The sequence below is a fragment of the Kitasatospora sp. NPDC004669 genome, from assembly GCF_040609455.1.
GTDB lineage: Bacteria > Actinomycetota > Actinomycetes > Streptomycetales > Streptomycetaceae > Kitasatospora.
The window spans coordinates 1-18,140 of record NZ_JBEXKB010000064.1 but is presented as its reverse complement, the minus strand read 5'-3'; the positions used below and the strand labels follow the sequence as shown (position 1 = coordinate 18,140).

Below are 18,140 nucleotides of genomic sequence, written 5' to 3'. Positions count from 1 at the left end.
GTCAGTCCTCGCAGTCGTAGTAGGCGCGCATCAGCTCCGTCGACCACGCGGGCTGACGGACCTCCCCGCGCGGGCCGAACTCCGCCAGGTACGGCTTGATGTCGAGCACCGGCGTACCGGCCACCGCGTCCAAGCCGGTGACGTGCAGCTCCAGCCCGTCCACCCGGACCAGCGCGCAGCGGGAGACCCCGAGCCGGTTGGGGCGGTTCTTGCCGCGCTGGGCGAAGATGCCGACCAGCGGCCAGTCGGTGTTGCCGCGCGGGTGGCGGGCGCCGGTCTCGACCTTCCCGGCCGGGACGCGGTCGAAGTGGTACACCACCTCCAGGTGCGAGAAGTCCGCCAGCCCGTACAGCGCCTCCTCCCCGAACCGCCCGCCGTCCAGCCGGATCACCGCCCCCACGCTCCCCCACCCGTCGTCCCGGACATCGTCCCGTCCGCCGACCACCCACCCCACCGGACGCACCGTCACTTCACCCATGCCGTTTCCCCCTTCGGCGTCGAACCGCTCACTCGGTACGGTAGCGAGCCGTACGCACGGACGATCAAGGGGGGCGGCACGATGGCGGACACGGAGATCAGGGGCCTGGGCACGGAGACCGGGGACACGGTCGGCGCCGCGGTGTTCGGCGTCCTGACCGGAGCGCTCGACGGCTTCCTGCTGACCCGGATCTGGCGCTGGGCGGGCGAGCAGACCGCGGCGGAGCACCGGGCGGCGGTGGCCCAGACCGCCGTCCTGGTCGGGGTCGTGGTCTTCGCGTCCCTGCTCGGCGTCGCCATAGCGGGCCAGCGGTCCACGCCGCACCGCCGCTGGTTCTGCGCGATGATCACTGCGCTGGCCTCGCACCTGCTGCTGCCGCTGGCGTTGATCGTCGCGGTGGCCGCCCATTGGGGCCACCTCCTCCGGTGACCGTCAGGCCGTAGCGCCGTCAGGTCGCCCGGCCGTCAACTGAGCTGCCGTCCGCAGCGGTTCGGGCGCCCGCAGCACCGGGCCGCCGCCCGCGACCAGGGCCACCGGGCCGGGCGGGAAGCGGGCGGCGAGGGCGCCGGCCGGGCCGAACCCGTAGGGGCGGCCGAGGGCGTCGCCCACCGCCGATCCGAGGACGGTCCCGGCCGCGCGTGCGTCCCGCTCGCTCACACCTGGCCCGGGATGATCGGCAGGCCGCGCTTGTGCTCGGTGCGGCGGTAGTGCCCGAGGACCGTCGCGAAGACCTGCTCGCTGACCGGCAGTCCCTCCAGGAAGTCGTCCAGGGCGTCGTACTCGACACCGAGGGCGTCCTCGTCGGGGCGGCCGGGGGCGAGGTTCTCCAGGTCCGCCGTGGGGACCTTGCCGACCAGCTCGACGGGCGCGCCCAGCACCTCGGCGATCGAGCGCACCTGCCGCTTGGTCAGGCCGGAGAGCGGCATCACGTCGGCCGCGCCGTCGCCGTACTTGGTGAAGAAGCCGACGGCGGCCTCGGCCGCGTGGTCGGTGCCGACGACCAGGCCGCCGTTGGCGCCGGCGGCCGCGTACTGGACCACCATCCGCTGGCGGGCCTTGACGTTGCCGCGCACGAAGTCCTCGTGGGCGTGGTCGGTGAAGGTCAGCCCGGCGGCGAGGAGGGCGTCGAAGGCGGCGTCCGTCGCGGGCTTGATGTCGACGGTCAGCACCTCGTCGGCGCGGATGAAGTCGAGCGCGCGCTGGGCGTCCGCCTCGTCCGCCTGGACGCCGTAGGGCAGCCGCATCGCCGTGAAGCCGGCCCGGTACCCCTCGGCGCGCAGCCGCTCGACGGCGAGCTGGCAGAGCCGCCCGGTGGTGGTGGAGTCGACGCCGCCGCTGATGCCCAGCACCAGGGTGCGGGCGCCGGCGACCCGCAGCTGCTCGGCCAGGAAGGCCACCCGCCGCTCGGCCTCCTTCGCGGGATCGGGGACGGGCGCCACGCCGAGGGCGAGGGCGATCTGCCGCTGGAGGTCCGCGGGCGGGGTCTCGGTCATGCCGACTCCTTCGGGAAGGTCACACGGTGGGTGCCCGTCATCGTCGTCACCGGCGAGTACGGCGAGGTGGTGGCGGTGATGAACAGACGGTTGTTCTTCGGGCCACCGAAGGTGATGTCGGAGACGGGCTCGGGGACGAGGATACGGCCGATGAGGGAGCCGTCGGAGGCGTAGCAGTGGACGCCGTCCTCGAAGGCGGCCGCCCAGAGCCGGCCGTCGAACCTTCTTCGAGCGCCCGCCCAAGCCCTAAGCCTCCGCCCCGGTCTCGGTCACAGGCGCGGGGTGCCGCAGGATCTCCAGCACCACGCCGCCGTCCACGGTCTCCTGGGCGACCAGGATCGCCGCCAGCTCGTCCAGGTGGTGCCGGTGTTCGCCCAGCAGCTCGACGGCCCGGCGCTCGGCGCGGCGCAGCAGCGCTGCCACCGCCTCGTCGACCGCGCGCTGGGTCTGCTCGGAGTACGGGCGACGCAGCAGGTCCTCGGGGTGTTCGCCGAGGTACTGCGGGGAGCCGCTGGAGTAGCCGACCGGGCCGAGGTCCGGGGAGAGGCCGAACTCGCGGACCATCCGGGTGGCCACCGAGGTGGCGTTGGCGAGGTCGTTGGCGGCGCCGGTCGAGCCCTCACCGAAGACCGTCAACTCGGCTGCCCGTCCGCCGAGTTGGACGGTGAGCAGGTCGTTCAGGTAGCTCTCGCTGTACAGGTGCCGCTCCGCCTCGGGGAGTTGCTCGGTGGCGCCGAGCGCGACCCCTGCCGGGAGGATGGTCACCTTGGCGACCGGGTCGGCGTGTTCGCACAGCGCGGCCATCAGCGCGTGCCCGGACTCGTGCACGGCGACGGCGTGCCGCTCCTCGGGCAGCAGCGCGTTGGAGGACTCCCGGCGCCCGAGCAGCACCCGGTCGCGGGCGTCGTCGAGGTCGGCGGCGGTGATGGTGGCGCGCTCGGCGCGGACGGCGTTGATGGCGGCCTCGTTGATCAGGTTGGCGAGATCGGCGCCGGAGAACCCGGGGGTGCCGCGGGCGATCCGGTCCAGGTCGGCTTCCGGGGCGAGGGTCTTGCCCCGGATGTGCACGGCGAGGATGGCCGCCCGCTCGGCCTGGTTGGGCAGCGGCACGGTGACCTGCCGGTCGAAGCGGCCGGGGCGCAGCAGGGCCGGGTCGAGGGCGTCCGGCCGGTTGGTGGCGGCGATGACGACGATGCCGGTGCTCTGGTCGAAGCCGTCCATCTCGGAGAGCAGCTGGTTGAGGGTCTGCTCGCGCTCGTCGTTGCCGCCGATCCGGGAGCCGCCCGCGCGGCGGCCGCCGACCGCGTCGATCTCGTCGATGAAGATGATGGACGGCGCGCGTTTGCGGGCCTCCTCGAACAGGTCGCGGACCCGGGAGGCCCCGACGCCGACGAACATCTCCACGAATCCGGAGCCGGTCACCGAGAGGAACGGCACCGAGGCCTCCCCGGCGACCGCCCGGGCGAGCAGCGTCTTGCCGGTGCCCGGCGGGCCGACCATGATCACCCCGCGCGGCCCCTTGGCCCCGGCGGCGGCGTACCGCTCCGGGCTGCGCAGGAAGTCGACCACCTCGCTGACCTCCTGCTTCACCCCCTCGTACCCGGCCACGTCGGCGAAGCCGGTGTCGGGCCGCTCGGCCTCGATGATCTTCGCCCGGGAGCGGCCGATCGCGCTCAGCCCGCCGCCGAGCGACCGGGCGGCCATCCGGCCCGACCAGAGGAACAGCCCGCCGAAGATCAGCAGCGGCAGGAACAGCAGCAGGGTGGACCAGAGCGAGCCGCCGCTGTTGGAGCGGCTGGCGGTGACGTTCACGTGCTGGTCGGAGAGCGCGTGGCTGAGCTGGGAGGTGTCCAGGGCGGTGGGGATCTGACTGGTGAAGCGGGTGCCGTCCTTGAGCGTGCCGCTCACGCCGCCGGTGTCGTTGACGTCCACCGTCTGCACCTGACCGGCACCGACCCGGTTCAGGAAGTCGGTGTAGCCGTAGCTGGTGCCGGTCGGGGTCGACTTGGAGAAGAGGACGAGCACGAGCAGGGTGGCGAGGACGGCGAGCGGCAGCAGCCAGCGGCGCCATGAGGGGGCGGGGGGCTTGGGTGGGGGGCCTCCGGGGCCGGGGCCTGGCCGTTGCCATTGGCCCGGGCCTTTGCCGGGGCCGCCGGGGGTGGGGCCCGAACCGGGCGGGGTCGCACGGTGGTGGGCGGTGCGCAGACGCGTTCGTAGGATCATCCACGCTCACCGCCTCTCGGGCCACCGCCGGGTTCTAGCCTGAGCCCTGCTCGGGGGCTTGGTCGGGCCCTTGGCCGGGGCCCTGTTCGACCCATGGCTCGGGTCCCTGCTCGGGTCCCTGTTCGGGTCTCTGTTCTGGTCTCTGTTCTGGCCCCTGTTCGGGGCCTACCTCTCCATGGTCGGACGCTCCGGGCCCGGACGGGAGACCGAGCAGGTACCGACCGAACGCCAGCTGTCCGTCCGGCACGAACGGCCACCGCCGCACGGCCTCGGCCAGCTCGGGCAGGGTCAGCCAGCCGTGCCAGGCGATCTCGGCCGGATCGACGGTCAGTGGGCCCGGCGGCAGCACCGCCTCGTGGACGCCCAGCCAATACGGGGCGATCACGCCCCGGCAGCGGAAGGTGAACCGGTGCCGCACCGGGACGGCCAGCCCCAGCTCCTCCCGCAGCTCGCGCTCCGCCGCCGCGTGGTACGACTCCCCGACCTGTACGGCGCCGCCCAGCATCACGTCATGGTGCCCGGCGAAGCGGCTCACCGTGTCGGGGCGGCGGTAGACCAGCACCCGGCCGGCCGCGTCCCGGCAGACGGTGGTCGCCACCCGGTGCAGCCAGCCACGGCGGATCGCCTCGGCGCGGTCGACGACGCCGACCACCCGGTCGTGCTCGTCGACCCGCTCGACCCGGTCGCTCATCGCGCCTCCCGCACCCGTACGGCGACCAGGGTCACGGCGCCCGCGAGCAGCGCGCACACCGCCATCAGCGCCAGCAGCCGGGCCGGCGAGTCGACCTCGCCCGGCAGCCCGGCCAGCGACCACACGGCGTCCCGCAGACCGCCGCTCACCGGCACGGCCAGTGCGGCGGCGAAGGCGGCGGCCCTCCCCGCGCCGGGCCTCGGCCGGGTCACGGCGATGCGGAGGAGGACGTCACTGAGCAGGCAGAAGGCGAAGAACCCGCTGACGAAGACGGCGAGTTCGACCACGGCCAGCTGCCAGCCGGGCCAGCCCTCGCCGGCCGCCTGCCCACTGACCACCAGCGCCCCGGCCGACAGGCTCAACCCCGCCGCGGCGGCCACGGTGTGCCGGCGCAGGAAGCGGGTGACGGCCCCGAGGTCGGCCAGTGGCGCGGCGAGCAGCGCGAGGTCGTCCAACCAGTCGCCGCCAGGCCGCCGCCGTTCCTCGGGCGGCAGCTCCCGGACCGCCCGCCGCAGCAGCGTCAGGCACCACCCGGCGCCCGTACCCAGCGGCAGCAGCGCGGCGATCAGCCAGGTCGTCCGCCCGTCCCACAGCTCGCGCTCCGCCCGCAGGACCGCGGCGGTCGCGTCGGTGGCGACGGTCGCCGCGACCAGCGCGGCGCCGAGCCGGGCCGCGCGCAGCAACTGGTCCACCCGGTAACCGGGTTGCGGCCCGCCGCCGCGGCAGAGCCAGGCCCGTACGACCGTCAGGGCGGCGAGCGCGGGGACCAGGAAGAGCGTGAAGGACACCACCGCGTCGTACGGATCGGCCTGCCAAGGAATCACCGCGCGCAGCATTCGGGCCTGCGTGGTGACGTACGCGAAGGCGGTGAAGCCGACCGCCAGCGCCAAGGCGCCCCACAGCGCGCGCCGTTGTGTTCCGCTCATCGCCGCTCACCACCCTTCCCGCCGCGCACCAGCAGGTGCGACAGCCACGGCACCCCCGGGGCCACGTGCCGCGCCAACTCGTGCTCCGCCGGGAGGACCCGGACGAGCGTGCCCATCACCCCGACCGGCATCCGTACGGCCACCAGTCCCACCAGTCCCACCAGTCCCACCACGGCCAGTGCCGTCGCGATCGGCAGCCATCCCCATCCTCGCGTCAACTTCCCCACCCCCAGGGCGCGTTCGGTCGCAGGCGTCTCCTTCGCGACCGTGACGGCATAGTACACGCCACGTAGTACCTGTCGCGTAGTACTCGGCGCGTAGTATCGTGAGCGGGAACGACCGCATCCGAGGGAGTGAGCGCCCATGCAGGCGTACGACGCCCAGACGCTGGTGCTCTGCGCGCTGGCCGAGGGCCCGCTGCACGGCTACGCCGTGAACGCCGCGATCGAGCGGCTGATCGGCAAGAAGCTCGGCCCCGGCAGCCTCTACGGCGCGCTGACCCGCCTGGAGGCCAAGCAGCTGATCGAGCCCGCCGACGACACCGAGTCGCAGCCCCGCCAACGGCCGGTACGGCTGACCCCGCAGGGCCGGCGACTGCTGGAGCAGGAGCTGCGGTCGATGGCGAAGGTGGCCGCCGCCGGACTGGCCGGCCTCAGGGTGAACCCCGCGTGAGCCGCGAACGCTCCCGCCGACCCGTCGACCTCTTCCGGCTCTACCCCGCGCCGATGCGCGAGCGCTGGGGCGAGGACCTGGCGGAGGAGGTACGGGGGCCGGTTGGCGCGCCTGGCCCCGGCTACTGACCGCGATCGCGGACCTGTGGCTGCACCCGGCGATCTGGCCCGCCGACGACCGCACCCAACGGCGCGACCGGGCCGCGGCGCCGGCCCTCGCCGTCGCGCTGGCGACCGGGTTCGTCGGCGCACTGGCCGCCGAGCAGGGCGCCCGCCGGGTCGCCGCGCCTGGCGGCGACTGGGCGGCGCACCTCGCCCAGACCCTGCCGCTGGTCGGGCTGACGCTGGTCGCCCCGCTTCCCCGCCGCGACCTCACCGCGTTCCGCGCTCTGGTCGCCACCGCCGTCCGCCGCCTCGCCGCCCCCGCCCTTGCGGGCGCGGGCCTGGTGGCGCTCGCGCACTCGGCGCTGGGCTCGGCGGTCGCGGCCGGCGGCTACGGCCTCACTGCCTTCGCCTGCTGGTGGGCCGTGCCGGCCGTCGGCGCGCTGCAGACCTGCCGTACGGTGGCGGGCCCGGCGGGACGGGCTGCGCCGGCCACGCCGTCCCCGGTCCGGCTCAAGCTGGGCCTCGGCACCCTCACCGCCGCCGGGGTCCTCGCCGGGTCCACCCTGCTGGCCACCTGGACGGTCGGCCCCACGGCCACGGCACTGACCGCCGGAATCCTGCTGGTCCTGCTCGCCCGGCCGCTCGCCGCGGCCCTCAGGGACCTGCGCCAGACCGGAAGCCGACCCGCCGCCGACCGGCCCCCGTCCGGAAAGCCCGATGCCCCGACCGCGACCGTCATCGGCCGTCCCCCGGTCGGGGCGGATCAGGATCAACCGGCGACTCAGGAGAAGTCCAGCGACCCCGTCCGGGTCCGCTTGAGCTCGAAGAACTTCGGGTACCCGGCCAGCAGCCGGACCCCCTCGAAGACCCGTACGGCGTCCTCCCCGCGCGGGATCGCACTCAGCACCGGGCCGAAGAAGGCGACCCCGTCCACGTGGATGGTCGGGGTGCCGACCTCCTCGCCGACCGGGTCCATGCCCTCGTGGTGGCTCTTGCGCAGCGCGATGTCGTACGCGGTGCTGTCGGCCGCCTCGGCGAGCTCCTCGGGCAGGCCGGCCGCGACCAGGGCCTCGCGGATGAGGGTGTCGTCGGCGGCCCGGTCCTGGTCGTGCAGGCGGGTGCCGAGCTCGGTGTAGAGGTCGCGCAGGACGTGCTCGCCGTGCCTCTCGGCGGCCGCGATGCAGACCCGGACGGGACCCCAACCGGTGGTCATCAGGCGCTGGTAGCGCTCGGGCAGGTCGGTGCGGCCCTCGTTGAGGACGGACAGGCTCATCACCCGGAAGTTGAGGTCCAGCTCGCGCTGCTTCTCGACCTCCAGGATCCACCGGGAGGTGATCCAGGCGAAGGGGCAGACGGGATCGAAGTAGAAGTCGACCTTGGTGGCGTTCTTGTTCACGTGGACGATCCTAGGGATCGATTGGACCGCTCCCCAGAGCCAATCACCACCCGCCACCATGGGCCACTTCTCAGCTGCAGGTGGTCCCGTCCGCCGGCACCGTGCCGTCCAGCAGGTAGGCGTCCACGGTCCGCTTCAGGCAGGGGTTGCCGGTGTTGTAGCCGCCGTGGCCCTCGCCGTTCAGCGTCACCGTGACGCCGACGCCCGACCCCAGCTGCCGCGCCATCGTGCGGGCGCCCTCGACCGGGGTGGCCGGGTCGCCGGTGGTGCCGACCACCAGGATCGGGGCGGCGCCCTCGGCGGCGACCTCCGGGTGGTCGGCCTTGCCAGGGACGGGCCAGCCGGTGCAGCCGGTCAGGCCCCAGGCGGTGAAGGCGCCGAACACCGGGGAGGCGGTGCGGAACCGCGGCAACTGCTGCTGGACGTCCTGGTCGGAGTAGCGCTGCCGGTCGTCCACACAGGAGATCGCCCGGTTGGCCGCGTTCAGGTTGTTGTAGTGCCCCTGCGGGTCGCGCCCGAGCAGCGCGTCGGCCAGTTGGAGCAGCGTGTCGCCGGTGCCGTGCTGCATCGCCTCGGTGAGCCCGGAGGCCAGTGCGGGCCAGGTCAGCTGGCTGTACAGGGCGCTGGCGATGCCGGTGACGGCCAGGCTCTCGGTGAGCTTGCGCCCGCTGTCGGTGGGAAGCGGCGACTGTTCGAGCCTCTGCAGCAGTTCGGTGATCTTCGCCGTGCCCTCGGCGCCGCCGCTGCCGGTCGGGCAGGCGGCACCCGCCTGGCCGGCGCAGGCCTTCATGAAGTCGTCGAGGGCGAGTTGGAAGCCCTGGGCCTGGCCGAGCGCGGACTGCTGCGGGTCCTGGGTCGGGTCGACCACCGAGTCCAGGACGAGCCGGCCGACCTCCTTCGGGAACAGGTGCGCGTAGACGCCGCCGAGTTCGGTGCCATAGCTGATGCCGAAGTAGAAGAGCTTCTGATCGCCGAGCACCTGCCGCATCAGGTCGAGGTCCCGGGCGGCGCTCTCGGTGTCGACGTACGGCAGCACCGGCCCGGAGTTGTGCTCGCAGGCGGCAGCGAACTGGGCGGTGTTGTCATCCAGGGCCTTGACCGCGGCCGGGGTCTGCGGGGTGCTGTCGACGGCCACGCTGGCGTCCATCGCCCGGTCGCCCAGGCACTTCACCCCGGCACTGTCACCGACCCCGCGCGGATCGAAACTCACCAGGTCGTAGCGGGCGTTGAGGGAGGAGTAGGTCTCGGCCAGGGCGGGCAGGGTGGCCACCCCGGAGGCGCCGGGGCCACCGAAGTTGAAGAACAGCGAGCCGATCCGGTGCTGCTCGTCCTTGGCCTTCACGCGGATCAGCGCGAGGTCGATGGTCCCGCCGTCCGGCTTGTTGAAGTCCAGCGGGGCCTTGAGGGTGGCGCACTGCCAGTCGCTCGCGGGCGCGCTGCCGCCGCCCTGGGCGGTGCTCGGGGCCGGGCAGGCGCGCCAGTCGAGCTGCTGGGCGGCCAGGCCGGCGACGGCGGCGCCGGCGACCGGTGAGGTCGGCGCGGGCTCGGCGGCGGAGCGGCTGTCGCCCTGGCAGCCGGCGGCGGGGGCGAGCAGCACTGCAGCCAAGCCGAGCGTGCCGGCGCCGCGGACGACGGTGTGCATGGAGCGGTCCACCTCTCGGGGTCTGCCGCGCGGCGCGGTCTCGGGCATGCCGACCGCACCGGCGCGCGGCAGGGCGGCGTACGCCCCGGCGCGCGGCACCGTCGGCGCATCACAGACCCTAGGGGCCAGGGCGCGGCAGCGCCCGCTGGAAGCCCCGGACGGGGGGCGTGCGCCGTACGGGCTGTCACCGGCCGACCGGGTGAGGGTTCAACCGGCCCACCGGGTGGCCACCTGGCCGGCCGGCGGCCGCCGCGGCGGGAGGAGTGACACCGCCGTCGTGTTCGGTGCGCATACCTTGCTTCACCTGATATCTTGCATTGCATGGTACCTGGCATCACCAACCCCGAACCCGAGGGCGGCGCGCCCGACGGGCCGGTGGCGACCCAGCTGCGCAAGGGCGTCCTGGAGTACTGCGTCCTCGCACTGCTCCGGGACGGGCCGCGCTACGGAGTCGAACTGCTCCAGGAACTCGGCCGGCACCCGATGCTGGCGACCAGCCAGGGCACCATCTACCCGCTGCTGTCCCGGCTGCGCCGCGCCGGGCTCGCCGACACCTTCCTGCGCGACTCGGCCAGCGGCCCGTCCCGCCGCTACTACACCCTCACGGACGCGGGCCGCGGCGCTCTGGCGGAGTTCACCGCGCTCTGGCCGGCCTTCCGCGAAACCGTCGACCACGTCCTCGCCCCGGGAGACCACCCGTGAACAACCCCATCGAGCACCCCCTGGTCCGCGCCCACCTCGACGCGGTCGCGCGCTACACCGCCACGCTCCCGGCCGAGCGCCGCCGGGAGCTCCTCGCCGACCTGCGCGAGCACATCGAGGTCTCGCTCGCCGAGGGCCCTGCCGGCGACGACGCCGTCCGCACCGTACTGGAGCAGCTGGGCACGCCCCGGCAGATCGCCGACGCCGCCCTCGCCGAGGAGGGCCGGACCCTGCCCGCACCGGAGACGGCGGGCTGGACCACCCTCACCCTCGCCTTCGCGGTGCTCGCCCTGCCACTGGCCCTGGTCCCCGCCATCGGGTCGGCGCTCGGGCTGGCGTCGGCCGTCATCGCGGCGGTCCGGGTGGCGAAGTCCCCGCAGTGGACGCGGCGGGAGAAGCAGCTGGCGACCGCGCTGCTGCTCTCCCCGGTGCCGCTCGTGCCGCTGTTCGCCGTGGTCATCACGGCCACTGCCGGGAGGCTCACCCCGGGCGCGCTGCTCACCGCCTGCGCGCTGGGCTTCTGCCCGAGCCCGCTCGCGGCGTTCCGGCTGTCCCGCTCGGCGGCGCGGCTGCGCACGGCCGCCGGCGCGGCCTGAGGTGGGTCAGGCGGTCGGATGGAAGAGGGCCATGGCCTCGTCGATCCGCCCGAGCGTGACGAGCAGTGAGGCCCGCAGCGAGCGGTCCGCCGAGCCGAGGGCCGCAACGGCTTCCTCCGGACGACCCGCGTCGGCCAGCAGCGTCGCCAACTCCTCGGCCACGAAGGGGTCATCGACACCGGCCCGCAGCTCCTCGATCGCCTGCTCCAGGCGGCCGCAGGCCGCGAGCAGGCGGGGCCGGAGCCGGACGTACTCCCACGACGGGGAGTCGAATCGAGCGAGGACGCCGTCCAGGTACGTCAACCCCTCCTCGGCACGCCGCTGGTCGACGTACAGCGTGCACAGGATGTCCACGACCCAGTCCTCGCTGCCGCCCTTCGCCCACGGCAGGGCGCGCAGCACCCCGATCGCCTCGTCCCCCCGCCCGTGCCGGGCCAGGAGTAGCGCGAGCAGCACCGCCGGGTTCGGCGACTCCGCCGCGGCCGCCCGGTAGACGTCGACCGCGCCCTCGATGTCCCCGCGCAGCTCCAGCAGTTCGGCCAGGGCGGTCGCGGCGCCCCCGAGCGGGTCCTCCGCCGCGTACGCTCTCAGGTCCTCGATGCGCTCGCGCCGGGCCAACAGGTCGGCCAGCTGGTCACGGCCGTTGACCGAGGTGACCTTCCGGGTGCGCAGCAGGGCGACCGCCTCGTCCACACGGCCCTGTCGCTCGCGGACCACGGCCAGCAGGCCGACGACGTTCTCGGGCTCCGGAATCCCGAGCTCCACGTGCGGCCGGCCCCCGGCCGGTGCAGCGATCCTGGCCGCGAGCAGCTCCGCGACCTCCTCGTCCCGACCGAGCCCCTCGGTCACGTCGACCAGCGCCGCCGCGAACTGCGACTCCTTGACGTACGGCCGGAGCAGCTCGTACGCCGCCTCGCCCTGCCCGTGCCGCGCCAGCAGCCGGGTGAGGTACGCGAACGCCGAGCCCTTCCCGACCCCGGCCTCCGAGAGCACCTGGACGAACGCGATCGCCTCCTCCGCGTACCCCCACCGTTCCAGCAACTCGGCGTGCACGCGGGCCGCGTTCCAGGACCCCGCCTCGATGTACGGCGCGAGCACGGCCAGGGCGTCGTCCTGCCGGCCCTCGCCGGCCAACTGCTCCACCCACGCCCGGGCGCAGTGCCAGTCGCCGAACGACGCTCCCTGTTGCACCCGGTCGAGGTGGCCGAGCTCAATGAGTCGGGCGACCAGGTCGGACGGTATCCAGTCCACGTACGTACCGCGGGCTCGACGGTCGAATTCAGCGGCATCCATGATCGCGCACACTACCGTCCGCAGGCGGCATCCTCGGCAACTTGGCCGGATCCGACCGCGATCGACATCACATCCGCCCCCGCGGCCACGACACGCCCCGGCGGCGGCGTTTCCCGTTCGCGGGCGGAAACCGGTCCGGGAGCTCAGCGCGGCTTCAGCCCCGGCGTGCCGCGCACCGCGTACGCCGGCAGCCGCAGCTCGCCCAGCACCGCCCGGGGCAGGCGCAGCCCGAACCGCCGCCCGACCGCGCCGAGGGCCCGGCGGCGGACGACCTGGTACGGCTCTCCGCCGGGGGCGCAGGGGGTGACCCCGTCTGCCTCCAGAACCTTGGCGGCGACCAACTCCGGCAGCAGCAGGTCCGGCTCCTGCCCCCAGCGCCAGCGCTCCTCACCGAGGCCGAACCCGCACAGCACCGCGCCGTCCCGGGCGTAGTCGAGCAGGGCCGGCGGCTGCTCGGGCATCGGGCGGAAGTGCACCACCTCCGCACCGTGTCGGGCTATCTCGGTGAGCAGCTCGCCGCCGGTCGAGTCGCCGTACTCGATCGCGAAGCACCAGCCGGCCGCCGCGCCGACCCGGATCACGCCGTCACCGTCGTCGCCGGGGCGGTAGCCCTCGATGTCCAGGCCCCAGATCTCCGTTCCGCTGATCGGTCCGGTCACGCCCGCCGGGTCGGCCCCCATCCGGCGGGCGAGCTCCGCGGGCGGGATCCCCCGGGCGAACACCACACCGTCGACCTGCGTACCGGCGTCCGCCAGCCACTGGATGCCGTCACCGCCCTGGCCCTCACCGCCGTGTGCACCGTCACCCATGACGCCCCTCCCCTCACGCCGGCCCGCGATGGACAGGCGCAGCCGGTCCGCACCCTAGCCGACACCACCGACAGGCAGCCCCCTGCGGCCGGGCGGACGACGACGGGGACGACGAACTCACCTGGGGAGTGCCGCCGTTCACCCGAGGCCCACCCGCGCGATCGGCGACGCCGCCGTCCGGCACGCGCTCGACTCCGTCGCCTGAGGGAGTTGTCCGCAGGCGAACCGGTGGCCCGATCGATGTCAGTAGTCGCTGGTAGCGTGCCTTTCCGTCAATGCAACGTCAGCGCGACGGAGAGGTGGCATCCAGTGGTCGATGTGGCGCGTCACGAGGTGGCCCCCGAGCGGCTCGTGCACGCCCTCGATCCAGGAGGCACGCGCGGCCGCTTCGTCGCGCTCTGGAACTCCCTCCACGAGGACGGGCTGGAGATCGCCACCATCCGCCGGATGGCCGACGAACTCCTCGACCACCTCGGCGCGCTCACCACGGGCGCCGACCCCGCGCTCACCGGCGCCGACGCCCGTCTCGTCCTGAGGACGGCGGCCGAGTGCTCCTTCGGCGTCCTGGACCTCGGCACCTACCCGGAGGGCGACTTCACCGTCGACTTCCCACTCATCGGCCGGACGCTGGACAGCGAGGAGCTCCGCTTCGATGACACGGCGGACTTCGCCCCCACGGCCGACACCTGGGTCGACGTCTTCGCGATGTGTGTGATCAGCGGACTGTTCTGGGACGGGTCGTACCGGTGCTACATCGTCCTCGCCGAGAGCTACGCGCCCTCGGTGCGCAAGGGCCTGCCGTACTCCGACCTGACCTCCGTCTCCCACCCGGCGAGCCTCGCCGCCATGGACGCGCTCTGCCGGTACGCCAACGTCCCGGACCTCCCGCACCTCGCGCCCGTCCCGGCCGGCGCCCCCGCGCTGCGCAAGCCGGACGCCGAGGAGCGCGCGGCCGCCGCCCAGGCCCTGGACGCCGTAGGCGAGCTGAGCCCCGACCAGCACCTGCTGCGAGCCCTGCTGACGAACGACCGGCAGACCTTTGAACAGGCCCTCACCACCCGACTCGTCCACCACCGCGACACCACCCCCGCGGACGCGCCGCCCCGCGCGCTGCTCCCGGTCGTCCCGATCGCCCTCGCCGCCCTGGCCGTCCAGGTCCACGGCTGGGAACTCGGCATAACCTCCGGCTACCTCCCGGCCGGCCTCGTCCAGCCCCGGGCGGTGGCTGCGTGAAGGACTCCCGCAAGGTGGCGCTCTGGCTCCAGTGGACCGGCGTGCTGTCCGGCCTCTGCTTCGCCGCGGGCCGGGTGCTGTCCCTCGACAGTGGCACGAAGCCGCTGGTGGGCCTCATGGGGCTGCTCTTCGTCCTGTTCACCGTCGCCAGCTTCGCCGTCGGCGCGGTCTGGCTGCGCCGCTCCCGGGCGAACGCCGAGCTGTTGGCTCCCGGCAGCCAGCCGTTCGGGTCGGGCCTCGCGACGGCGGGCTGGCTCGTCCCGGGGCTGAGCATCGTGCTGCGCTGGCCGCTCATGCTGGGGCTCTGGCGCGGGAGCGGCGTCCGGGGAGCCCCGGTGCTCATCCACCTGTGGTGGGGCGCCAGCCTCGCCACCACAGTCCTGGGCGTGCTCACACAGGCCCATGTCCTGGGGAGCGCAGCCGGCCTGACCGCCACAGGGCTCAACCTGCTCCACTCCGTCCTGTTCGCCGTCGCCGTCCGGCTCATCACCGCCCGTCAGGTCGAGGCGCTGGACCTGCCGCCCGCGCGGCCGGAGCCGGACGCGCCTGCGCCGGAGAACAGGGCCCAGGAACAGCGGGCGGACAGCGTCACGCCGTGAGACGCACCTCGCGGGCGACCACCCGACCAACCGTCCGGAGGCCGCAGGCTGGTAACGACCGCACCTGCGCACCGACCCCGTGGAGGAGCCCCGCCATGACCGACCGTCCGCTGTCCCCCGCCGACCGGCCCCTGCTGGACGCCGCCGAGCGCGGCGACCTCGACGCCGTCCGCGCGACCCTGGCGGCGGGCGCGAGCGTCGGGGCCCGGGACGCCGACGGCACCACGGCCCGCGCCCACGCCGAGCGGCGGGGCTTCCCGGACATCGCGGCCGCACTGCGGGCGGCGGAGGGCCAGGCGGGCCAGGAGTGCCAGGCCGGCCAGCCGGGCTGAGCCTCAGCCCCAGCCGGGCACGGGCGGCAGCGGCCACCGCGGCAGCTCCGGCAGCGGACCGTCCGAACGCAGGTCCGCAGCCGGGGCGCGCCCGGCGAGCCAGGCGAGCAGCGTGTGCCCCGGGGCGCGCACGACCGGGCCCTGCTCGCCGAGGGGCCAGGTGCGGCCGAGGTCCTCGGCGCCGATCCGGGCGAGCGCGACCCGCCGGGCGGCCAGCGCCGCGACGCTCTCGTCCAGCGCCCGCCGGACGAAGTCGTCCGGCCAACTCCTCGGCGAGTAGCCGATGTTCAGATCCACATGGTGCACCTCAAGCTCCCGCCGGGCGCGCCACAGGAGGTACCAGACCGGGTGTCGCCACCCCGCCAGGGCGGTGACCAGCACCGCCCGACGCTCGGCGGGAAGCGCCGCCGCGTCCGCGAGCAGCCCGTCCAGGCTGCCCCGCAGGTCCGTGACCAGCGCATCGGCGCCCCGCCCCGCGCCCTCGCGCAACTGCCGCTCCAACTCGGCGGAGTCGGCGCGCGGCCCGGGCGGGGTGCCGGTACGGGCCACGGCGAGCATCCACCGATAGGCGTCGGCGCTGCGGGCGACGTGGGTGAGGACGTGGCCCCGGCTCCACCCGGGCAGCAGCGACGGCTCCCGGGCCTCCCAGTCGGTCAGCGCCCCCACGCTCTCGCCGAGCCGCTCCGCCGAGGCCCGGACCGCCGTCACCAGCTGTTCGAAGTCCATCGTCTCCATGTCGGCCTAACGCTCTTCCTCGGCCAGCGACTTGACGCCGGCCAGGGTCGCCGCCATCCCACCGCGCAGCTCCTCCAGCCGAAAGGCGACGATCTGCTCCTCGATCTCCGGGCGGGCCTCGATGGCCAGGGTGACCCCGCTGCGGCCGGGGCCGATGACCACCGACTGGCGCACCCGGGTGCCACCGTCCTCGGGGGTCAGGTCGAAGCGCCACCGGGCCAGCGAGCCCGCGACGTCCGACACCGGGCCACCGTAGCGTCCGTCCACGTCCATGACGGCCCAGGCGAAGGCGCGGCACTCCGCCAGTTCGATCACCTCGGAGACCGTCCGCCAGTCGCGCATGTTCACCCGCCGGTTGTGTCCCTCGAAACGCGCGCCGACCGCGGGACCGTCCGCGCCGTCCAGCCAGGCGACCTGGTGGAGTTCCGGGCTGAGCCGGGCCGGCAGAGCGATGTCGGTCACCGGCTCCCAGACCCGCTCCACCGCGGCCCGGACGAACACCTCGCACTGCGCACCCGGATCGTCGGCGTACCGCATCCCGCTCCCCCTCCACGCCTGATGTCACTGTTGCAGCCGTTGTGGCTGTCGTAGCCGGTCCGGCCGGGTCCTACGGGTCGGCACCCGCCGTACCCCCGCCCCGGCGTCCGGAACACCGCGAAGGCAGCGGGCGGGTTGCCGCCCTTCTCGCGGGCCCTGCGATCGATGATCGATCCTGCCGAACATCCAAGTCAATCCACCGGTTTGCTGGGACACTTCCAAGCACTACCTTGGATCCCCGTGACCCTTGACGACCTCCGCGTCTTCGCCGCCGTCTGCCGGGCCGGCTCCCTCAGCGCCGTCGCCCGCGACCTGGACTGCAGCCAGTCCGCCGTCAGCCAGCACGTGAAGCGTCTGGAACGCGAGCTCGGCCTCACCCTGATCGAGCGGCACCCGCGTGGCGTGGTGCCCACCAAGGCCGGACACCACCTGCAGACCGCCGTGGCCACCGGCCTGGGCGGAATCGACCACGCCCTGCGCACCCTCGCCGAACTCGCGCGCGGGGAGGGCGGATCGGTACGGATCACCACCGGCGCCACCAGTATCCGGCATTTCATGTCCGCGGCCGTGGTGGACTTCCGGCAGCGCTTCCCGCAGGTCAGCCTGGAGTTCCAGACCGGGGTCTCCAGCCGCAACTGCCTGGAGGCGCTCACCGCCGGCCACGTCGACCTGGCCTGGATCACCCTCGGCAGCCCCGTGCGCGGCATCGACCAGCGGCCGGTGGTCGACCTGCCCTGGGTCCTCGCCGTCGCGGCCAACGACCCGCTCGCCGCCCGGGACCGCGTCGAGCCCGCCGACCTCCAGGACGCCCGGCTCATCGGGCTGCCGCAGAACTCGGTGTCCCGTTCCCAACTGGACGACTGGCTGGGCAAGTCGGGCATCCGCCCGGTCTTCGACACCAGCGTCACGGACTGGGACACCGCGATCCTGCTGGCCGAACTCGGCCTCGGCCAGGCCGTCGTGCCCGCACTCCCCGAGTGGCAGGGCCCCGGCCACCCGGGCCTGCGGCTGCTGCCGCTGCCCGACCTGCCCGGCCTCACCGTCGGCTGGGCGCTGCGCGACTGGGACACCCTGGGCCCGCTGGCCCGCGCCTTCGCCGACACCGTCGCGGCCCACTGCGGACGAGCGCCGACGCCCGTCAGCCCTCCGTCAGTTGCCACTCCCTGACCGACCGGAGGCCGCCCGCCGGCGCCCGCCGCAGGCCCTCCTCACCCGGGACGGCCCGCGGCAGCGCGGCGAAGTCCTCGGGCAGGACGTCCAGCAGACTCCGCACATGCTCCCCCGTGCGCACGGCCAGCAGCACCGCGCAGCGCAGCTGCCCCGGCAGTTCGGGGCGGTGGGTGAGGCCGTGCCAGAGGGCCGGGCGCAGGTAGTGCCGGCCGTCGGGCGCGGCGTTCGCGCGCACCCACCCCGGGTCCAGCCGCTGGCTGAGGCCGAGGTCGAGGGCCCGCTCCTCCAGCCGGAGCAGCGCGGGCGTGTCGAGGGCCTTCACCTCGCGGGGCAGCGCCGGTTCCGCAGTCATGCGCCCATACTCGCCGACTGGCTTCCACCGTCCGCGGTCGGCCCGGTGTCAGCGCGAGTGGACAGGGCTCGGTCATGATTCTCGACCTATTCGGCCAAGTAGCTGACTGACCATGGCCGTTGGGGTGATGGTCAGTCCATGGACCTACAGGCCATGC

General features: G+C 74.3%; 24 protein-coding genes and 1 pseudogene. 9 read left to right on the top strand and 16 right to left on the bottom strand.

All coding sequences use genetic code 11. The features are described from left to right. Nucleotide 1: 1 nt before the first annotated feature. Nucleotides 2–478, bottom strand: coding sequence for an SAM-dependent methyltransferase (locus ABZW30_RS36605; RefSeq protein WP_355675582.1), 477 nt, complete (start codon nucleotides 476–478; stop codon nucleotides 2–4). Nucleotides 479–559: 81 nt separating this feature from the next. Between ABZW30_RS36605 and ABZW30_RS36600 the strand changes: the two genes are divergently transcribed. Continuing rightward, nucleotides 560–907, top strand: coding sequence for a hypothetical protein (locus ABZW30_RS36600; RefSeq protein WP_355675581.1), 348 nt, complete (start codon nucleotides 560–562; stop codon nucleotides 905–907). A 3-nt stretch (nucleotides 908–910) separates the two neighbouring features. On the opposite strand, the gene ABZW30_RS36595 is transcribed toward ABZW30_RS36600, so the two are convergent. The 7 genes and pseudogenes from ABZW30_RS36595 to ABZW30_RS36565 all read right to left on the bottom strand — a co-directional run bounded on the left by ABZW30_RS36595 (nucleotide 911) and on the right by ABZW30_RS36565 (nucleotide 6,029). Beyond that, nucleotides 911–1,135: an ADP-ribosylglycohydrolase family protein gene (locus tag ABZW30_RS36595; RefSeq protein ID WP_355675580.1), complete on the bottom strand. Its 225-nt coding sequence runs from the start codon at nucleotides 1,133–1,135 to the stop codon at nucleotides 911–913. Continuing rightward, entirely contained in the window at nucleotides 1,132–1,971 is an 840-nt protein-coding gene (gene nadE / locus ABZW30_RS36590) for an ammonia-dependent NAD(+) synthetase (RefSeq protein ID WP_355675579.1), read from the bottom strand. Before nadE ends, ABZW30_RS36595 begins: the two co-directional genes overlap by 4 nt. Continuing rightward, nucleotides 1,968–2,189, bottom strand: a pseudogene (locus tag ABZW30_RS36585) (SMP-30/gluconolactonase/LRE family protein); the annotation flags it as partial. The gene nadE and the pseudogene ABZW30_RS36585, both read right to left, overlap by 4 nt. Nucleotides 2,190–2,217: 28 nt before the next feature. Further along, on the bottom strand, nucleotides 2,218–4,194 hold the full coding sequence (gene ftsH / locus ABZW30_RS36580; protein ID WP_355675578.1) for an ATP-dependent zinc metalloprotease FtsH: 1,977 nt from the start codon (nucleotides 4,192–4,194) through the stop codon (nucleotides 2,218–2,220). Between the two features lie 34 nt (nucleotides 4,195–4,228). Beyond that, the gene (locus tag ABZW30_RS36575; RefSeq protein WP_355675577.1) at nucleotides 4,229–4,885 is read right to left on the bottom strand and encodes an NUDIX domain-containing protein; all 657 of its coding nucleotides are present in this window, start codon (nucleotides 4,883–4,885) and stop codon (nucleotides 4,229–4,231) included. Further along, nucleotides 4,882–5,811 carry a hypothetical protein gene (locus ABZW30_RS36570; protein WP_355675576.1) on the bottom strand — a complete coding sequence of 310 codons (930 nt, stop codon included), beginning with the start codon at nucleotides 5,809–5,811 and terminating at the stop codon, nucleotides 4,882–4,884. Before ABZW30_RS36570 ends, ABZW30_RS36575 begins: the two co-directional genes overlap by 4 nt. Then, nucleotides 5,808–6,029, bottom strand: coding sequence for a hypothetical protein (locus tag ABZW30_RS36565; RefSeq protein WP_355675575.1), 222 nt, complete (start codon nucleotides 6,027–6,029; stop codon nucleotides 5,808–5,810). The genes ABZW30_RS36570 and ABZW30_RS36565 overlap by 4 nt, the downstream gene beginning before the upstream one ends. A gap of 145 nt (nucleotides 6,030–6,174) precedes the next feature. Here ABZW30_RS36565 and ABZW30_RS36560 point away from each other — a divergent pair, with 145 nt between their 5' ends. Together ABZW30_RS36560 and ABZW30_RS36555 are read left to right on the top strand one after the other, a co-directional pair. Further along, nucleotides 6,175–6,483, top strand: a complete 309-nt coding sequence (locus ABZW30_RS36560; protein WP_355675574.1) for a helix-turn-helix transcriptional regulator — start codon at nucleotides 6,175–6,177, stop codon at nucleotides 6,481–6,483. Continuing rightward, nucleotides 6,480–6,611, top strand: a complete 132-nt coding sequence (locus tag ABZW30_RS36555) for a hypothetical protein (RefSeq protein WP_355675573.1) — start codon at nucleotides 6,480–6,482, stop codon at nucleotides 6,609–6,611. The genes ABZW30_RS36560 and ABZW30_RS36555 overlap by 4 nt, the downstream gene beginning before the upstream one ends. On the opposite strand, the gene ABZW30_RS36550 is transcribed toward ABZW30_RS36555, so the two are convergent. The 3 genes from ABZW30_RS36550 to ABZW30_RS36540 all read right to left on the bottom strand — a co-directional run bounded on the left by ABZW30_RS36550 (nucleotide 6,605) and on the right by ABZW30_RS36540 (nucleotide 9,625). After that, nucleotides 6,605–6,943, bottom strand: a complete 339-nt coding sequence (locus tag ABZW30_RS36550; RefSeq protein WP_355675572.1) for a hypothetical protein — start codon at nucleotides 6,941–6,943, stop codon at nucleotides 6,605–6,607. The two genes, ABZW30_RS36555 and ABZW30_RS36550, sit on opposite strands and share 7 nt — an antisense overlap. A gap of 425 nt (nucleotides 6,944–7,368) precedes the next feature. Then, nucleotides 7,369–7,983, bottom strand: coding sequence for a disulfide bond formation protein DsbA (locus tag ABZW30_RS36545; protein ID WP_355675571.1), 615 nt, complete (start codon nucleotides 7,981–7,983; stop codon nucleotides 7,369–7,371). Nucleotides 7,984–8,053: 70 nt separating this feature from the next. Next, nucleotides 8,054–9,625 carry an alpha/beta hydrolase gene (locus tag ABZW30_RS36540; protein WP_355675570.1) on the bottom strand — a complete coding sequence of 524 codons (1,572 nt, stop codon included), beginning with the start codon at nucleotides 9,623–9,625 and terminating at the stop codon, nucleotides 8,054–8,056. Between the two features lie 321 nt (nucleotides 9,626–9,946). Here ABZW30_RS36540 and ABZW30_RS36535 point away from each other — a divergent pair, with 321 nt between their 5' ends. Both ABZW30_RS36535 and ABZW30_RS36530 read left to right on the top strand, forming a co-directional pair. Then, nucleotides 9,947–10,327 carry a PadR family transcriptional regulator gene (locus ABZW30_RS36535; protein WP_355675569.1) on the top strand — a complete coding sequence of 127 codons (381 nt, stop codon included), beginning with the start codon at nucleotides 9,947–9,949 and terminating at the stop codon, nucleotides 10,325–10,327. Continuing rightward, nucleotides 10,324–10,923 carry a hypothetical protein gene (locus ABZW30_RS36530; RefSeq protein WP_355675568.1) on the top strand — a complete coding sequence of 200 codons (600 nt, stop codon included), beginning with the start codon at nucleotides 10,324–10,326 and terminating at the stop codon, nucleotides 10,921–10,923. The genes ABZW30_RS36535 and ABZW30_RS36530 overlap by 4 nt, the downstream gene beginning before the upstream one ends. A gap of 6 nt (nucleotides 10,924–10,929) precedes the next feature. Here ABZW30_RS36530 and ABZW30_RS36525 read toward each other — a convergent pair whose 3' ends face one another. Together ABZW30_RS36525 and ABZW30_RS36520 are read right to left on the bottom strand one after the other, a co-directional pair. After that, the gene (locus tag ABZW30_RS36525) at nucleotides 10,930–12,216 is read right to left on the bottom strand and encodes a hypothetical protein (protein WP_355675567.1); all 1,287 of its coding nucleotides are present in this window, start codon (nucleotides 12,214–12,216) and stop codon (nucleotides 10,930–10,932) included. A 143-nt stretch (nucleotides 12,217–12,359) separates the two neighbouring features. Beyond that, entirely contained in the window at nucleotides 12,360–13,025 is a 666-nt protein-coding gene (locus ABZW30_RS36520) for a DUF6461 domain-containing protein (protein WP_355675566.1), read from the bottom strand. 318 nt (nucleotides 13,026–13,343) lie between these two features. On the opposite strand from ABZW30_RS36520, the gene ABZW30_RS36515 reads away from it, so the two are divergent. The 3 genes from ABZW30_RS36515 (at nucleotide 13,344) to ABZW30_RS36505 (ending at nucleotide 15,189) form a co-directional block, all read left to right on the top strand. Next, complete coding sequence (locus ABZW30_RS36515) at nucleotides 13,344–14,258, top strand: immunity 49 family protein (protein ID WP_355675565.1); 915 nt, start codon at nucleotides 13,344–13,346, stop codon at nucleotides 14,256–14,258. After that, nucleotides 14,255–14,857, top strand: a complete 603-nt coding sequence (locus tag ABZW30_RS36510; protein ID WP_355675564.1) for a DUF4328 domain-containing protein — start codon at nucleotides 14,255–14,257, stop codon at nucleotides 14,855–14,857. The genes ABZW30_RS36515 and ABZW30_RS36510 overlap by 4 nt, the downstream gene beginning before the upstream one ends. A gap of 95 nt (nucleotides 14,858–14,952) precedes the next feature. Continuing rightward, the gene (locus ABZW30_RS36505) at nucleotides 14,953–15,189 is read left to right on the top strand and encodes an ankyrin repeat domain-containing protein (protein WP_355675563.1); all 237 of its coding nucleotides are present in this window, start codon (nucleotides 14,953–14,955) and stop codon (nucleotides 15,187–15,189) included. Nucleotides 15,190–15,192: 3 nt separating this feature from the next. Here ABZW30_RS36505 and ABZW30_RS36500 read toward each other — a convergent pair whose 3' ends face one another. Beyond that, nucleotides 15,193–15,924, bottom strand: a complete 732-nt coding sequence (locus ABZW30_RS36500; RefSeq protein WP_355675562.1) for a maleylpyruvate isomerase family mycothiol-dependent enzyme — start codon at nucleotides 15,922–15,924, stop codon at nucleotides 15,193–15,195. 6 nt (nucleotides 15,925–15,930) lie between these two features. Continuing rightward, nucleotides 15,931–16,461 carry an SRPBCC family protein gene (locus ABZW30_RS36495; RefSeq protein WP_355675561.1) on the bottom strand — a complete coding sequence of 177 codons (531 nt, stop codon included), beginning with the start codon at nucleotides 16,459–16,461 and terminating at the stop codon, nucleotides 15,931–15,933. Nucleotides 16,462–16,701: 240 nt separating this feature from the next. Here ABZW30_RS36495 and ABZW30_RS36490 point away from each other — a divergent pair, with 240 nt between their 5' ends. Beyond that, nucleotides 16,702–17,628: a LysR family transcriptional regulator gene (locus tag ABZW30_RS36490; RefSeq protein ID WP_355675560.1), complete on the top strand. Its 927-nt coding sequence runs from the start codon at nucleotides 16,702–16,704 to the stop codon at nucleotides 17,626–17,628. On the opposite strand, the gene ABZW30_RS36485 is transcribed toward ABZW30_RS36490, so the two are convergent. Next, nucleotides 17,600–17,983 (bottom strand): hypothetical protein, encoded by a 384-nt coding sequence (locus ABZW30_RS36485; protein WP_355675559.1) that lies wholly within the window; start codon nucleotides 17,981–17,983, stop codon nucleotides 17,600–17,602. The two genes, ABZW30_RS36490 and ABZW30_RS36485, sit on opposite strands and share 29 nt — an antisense overlap. Between the last annotated feature and the right edge of the window lie 157 nt (nucleotides 17,984–18,140).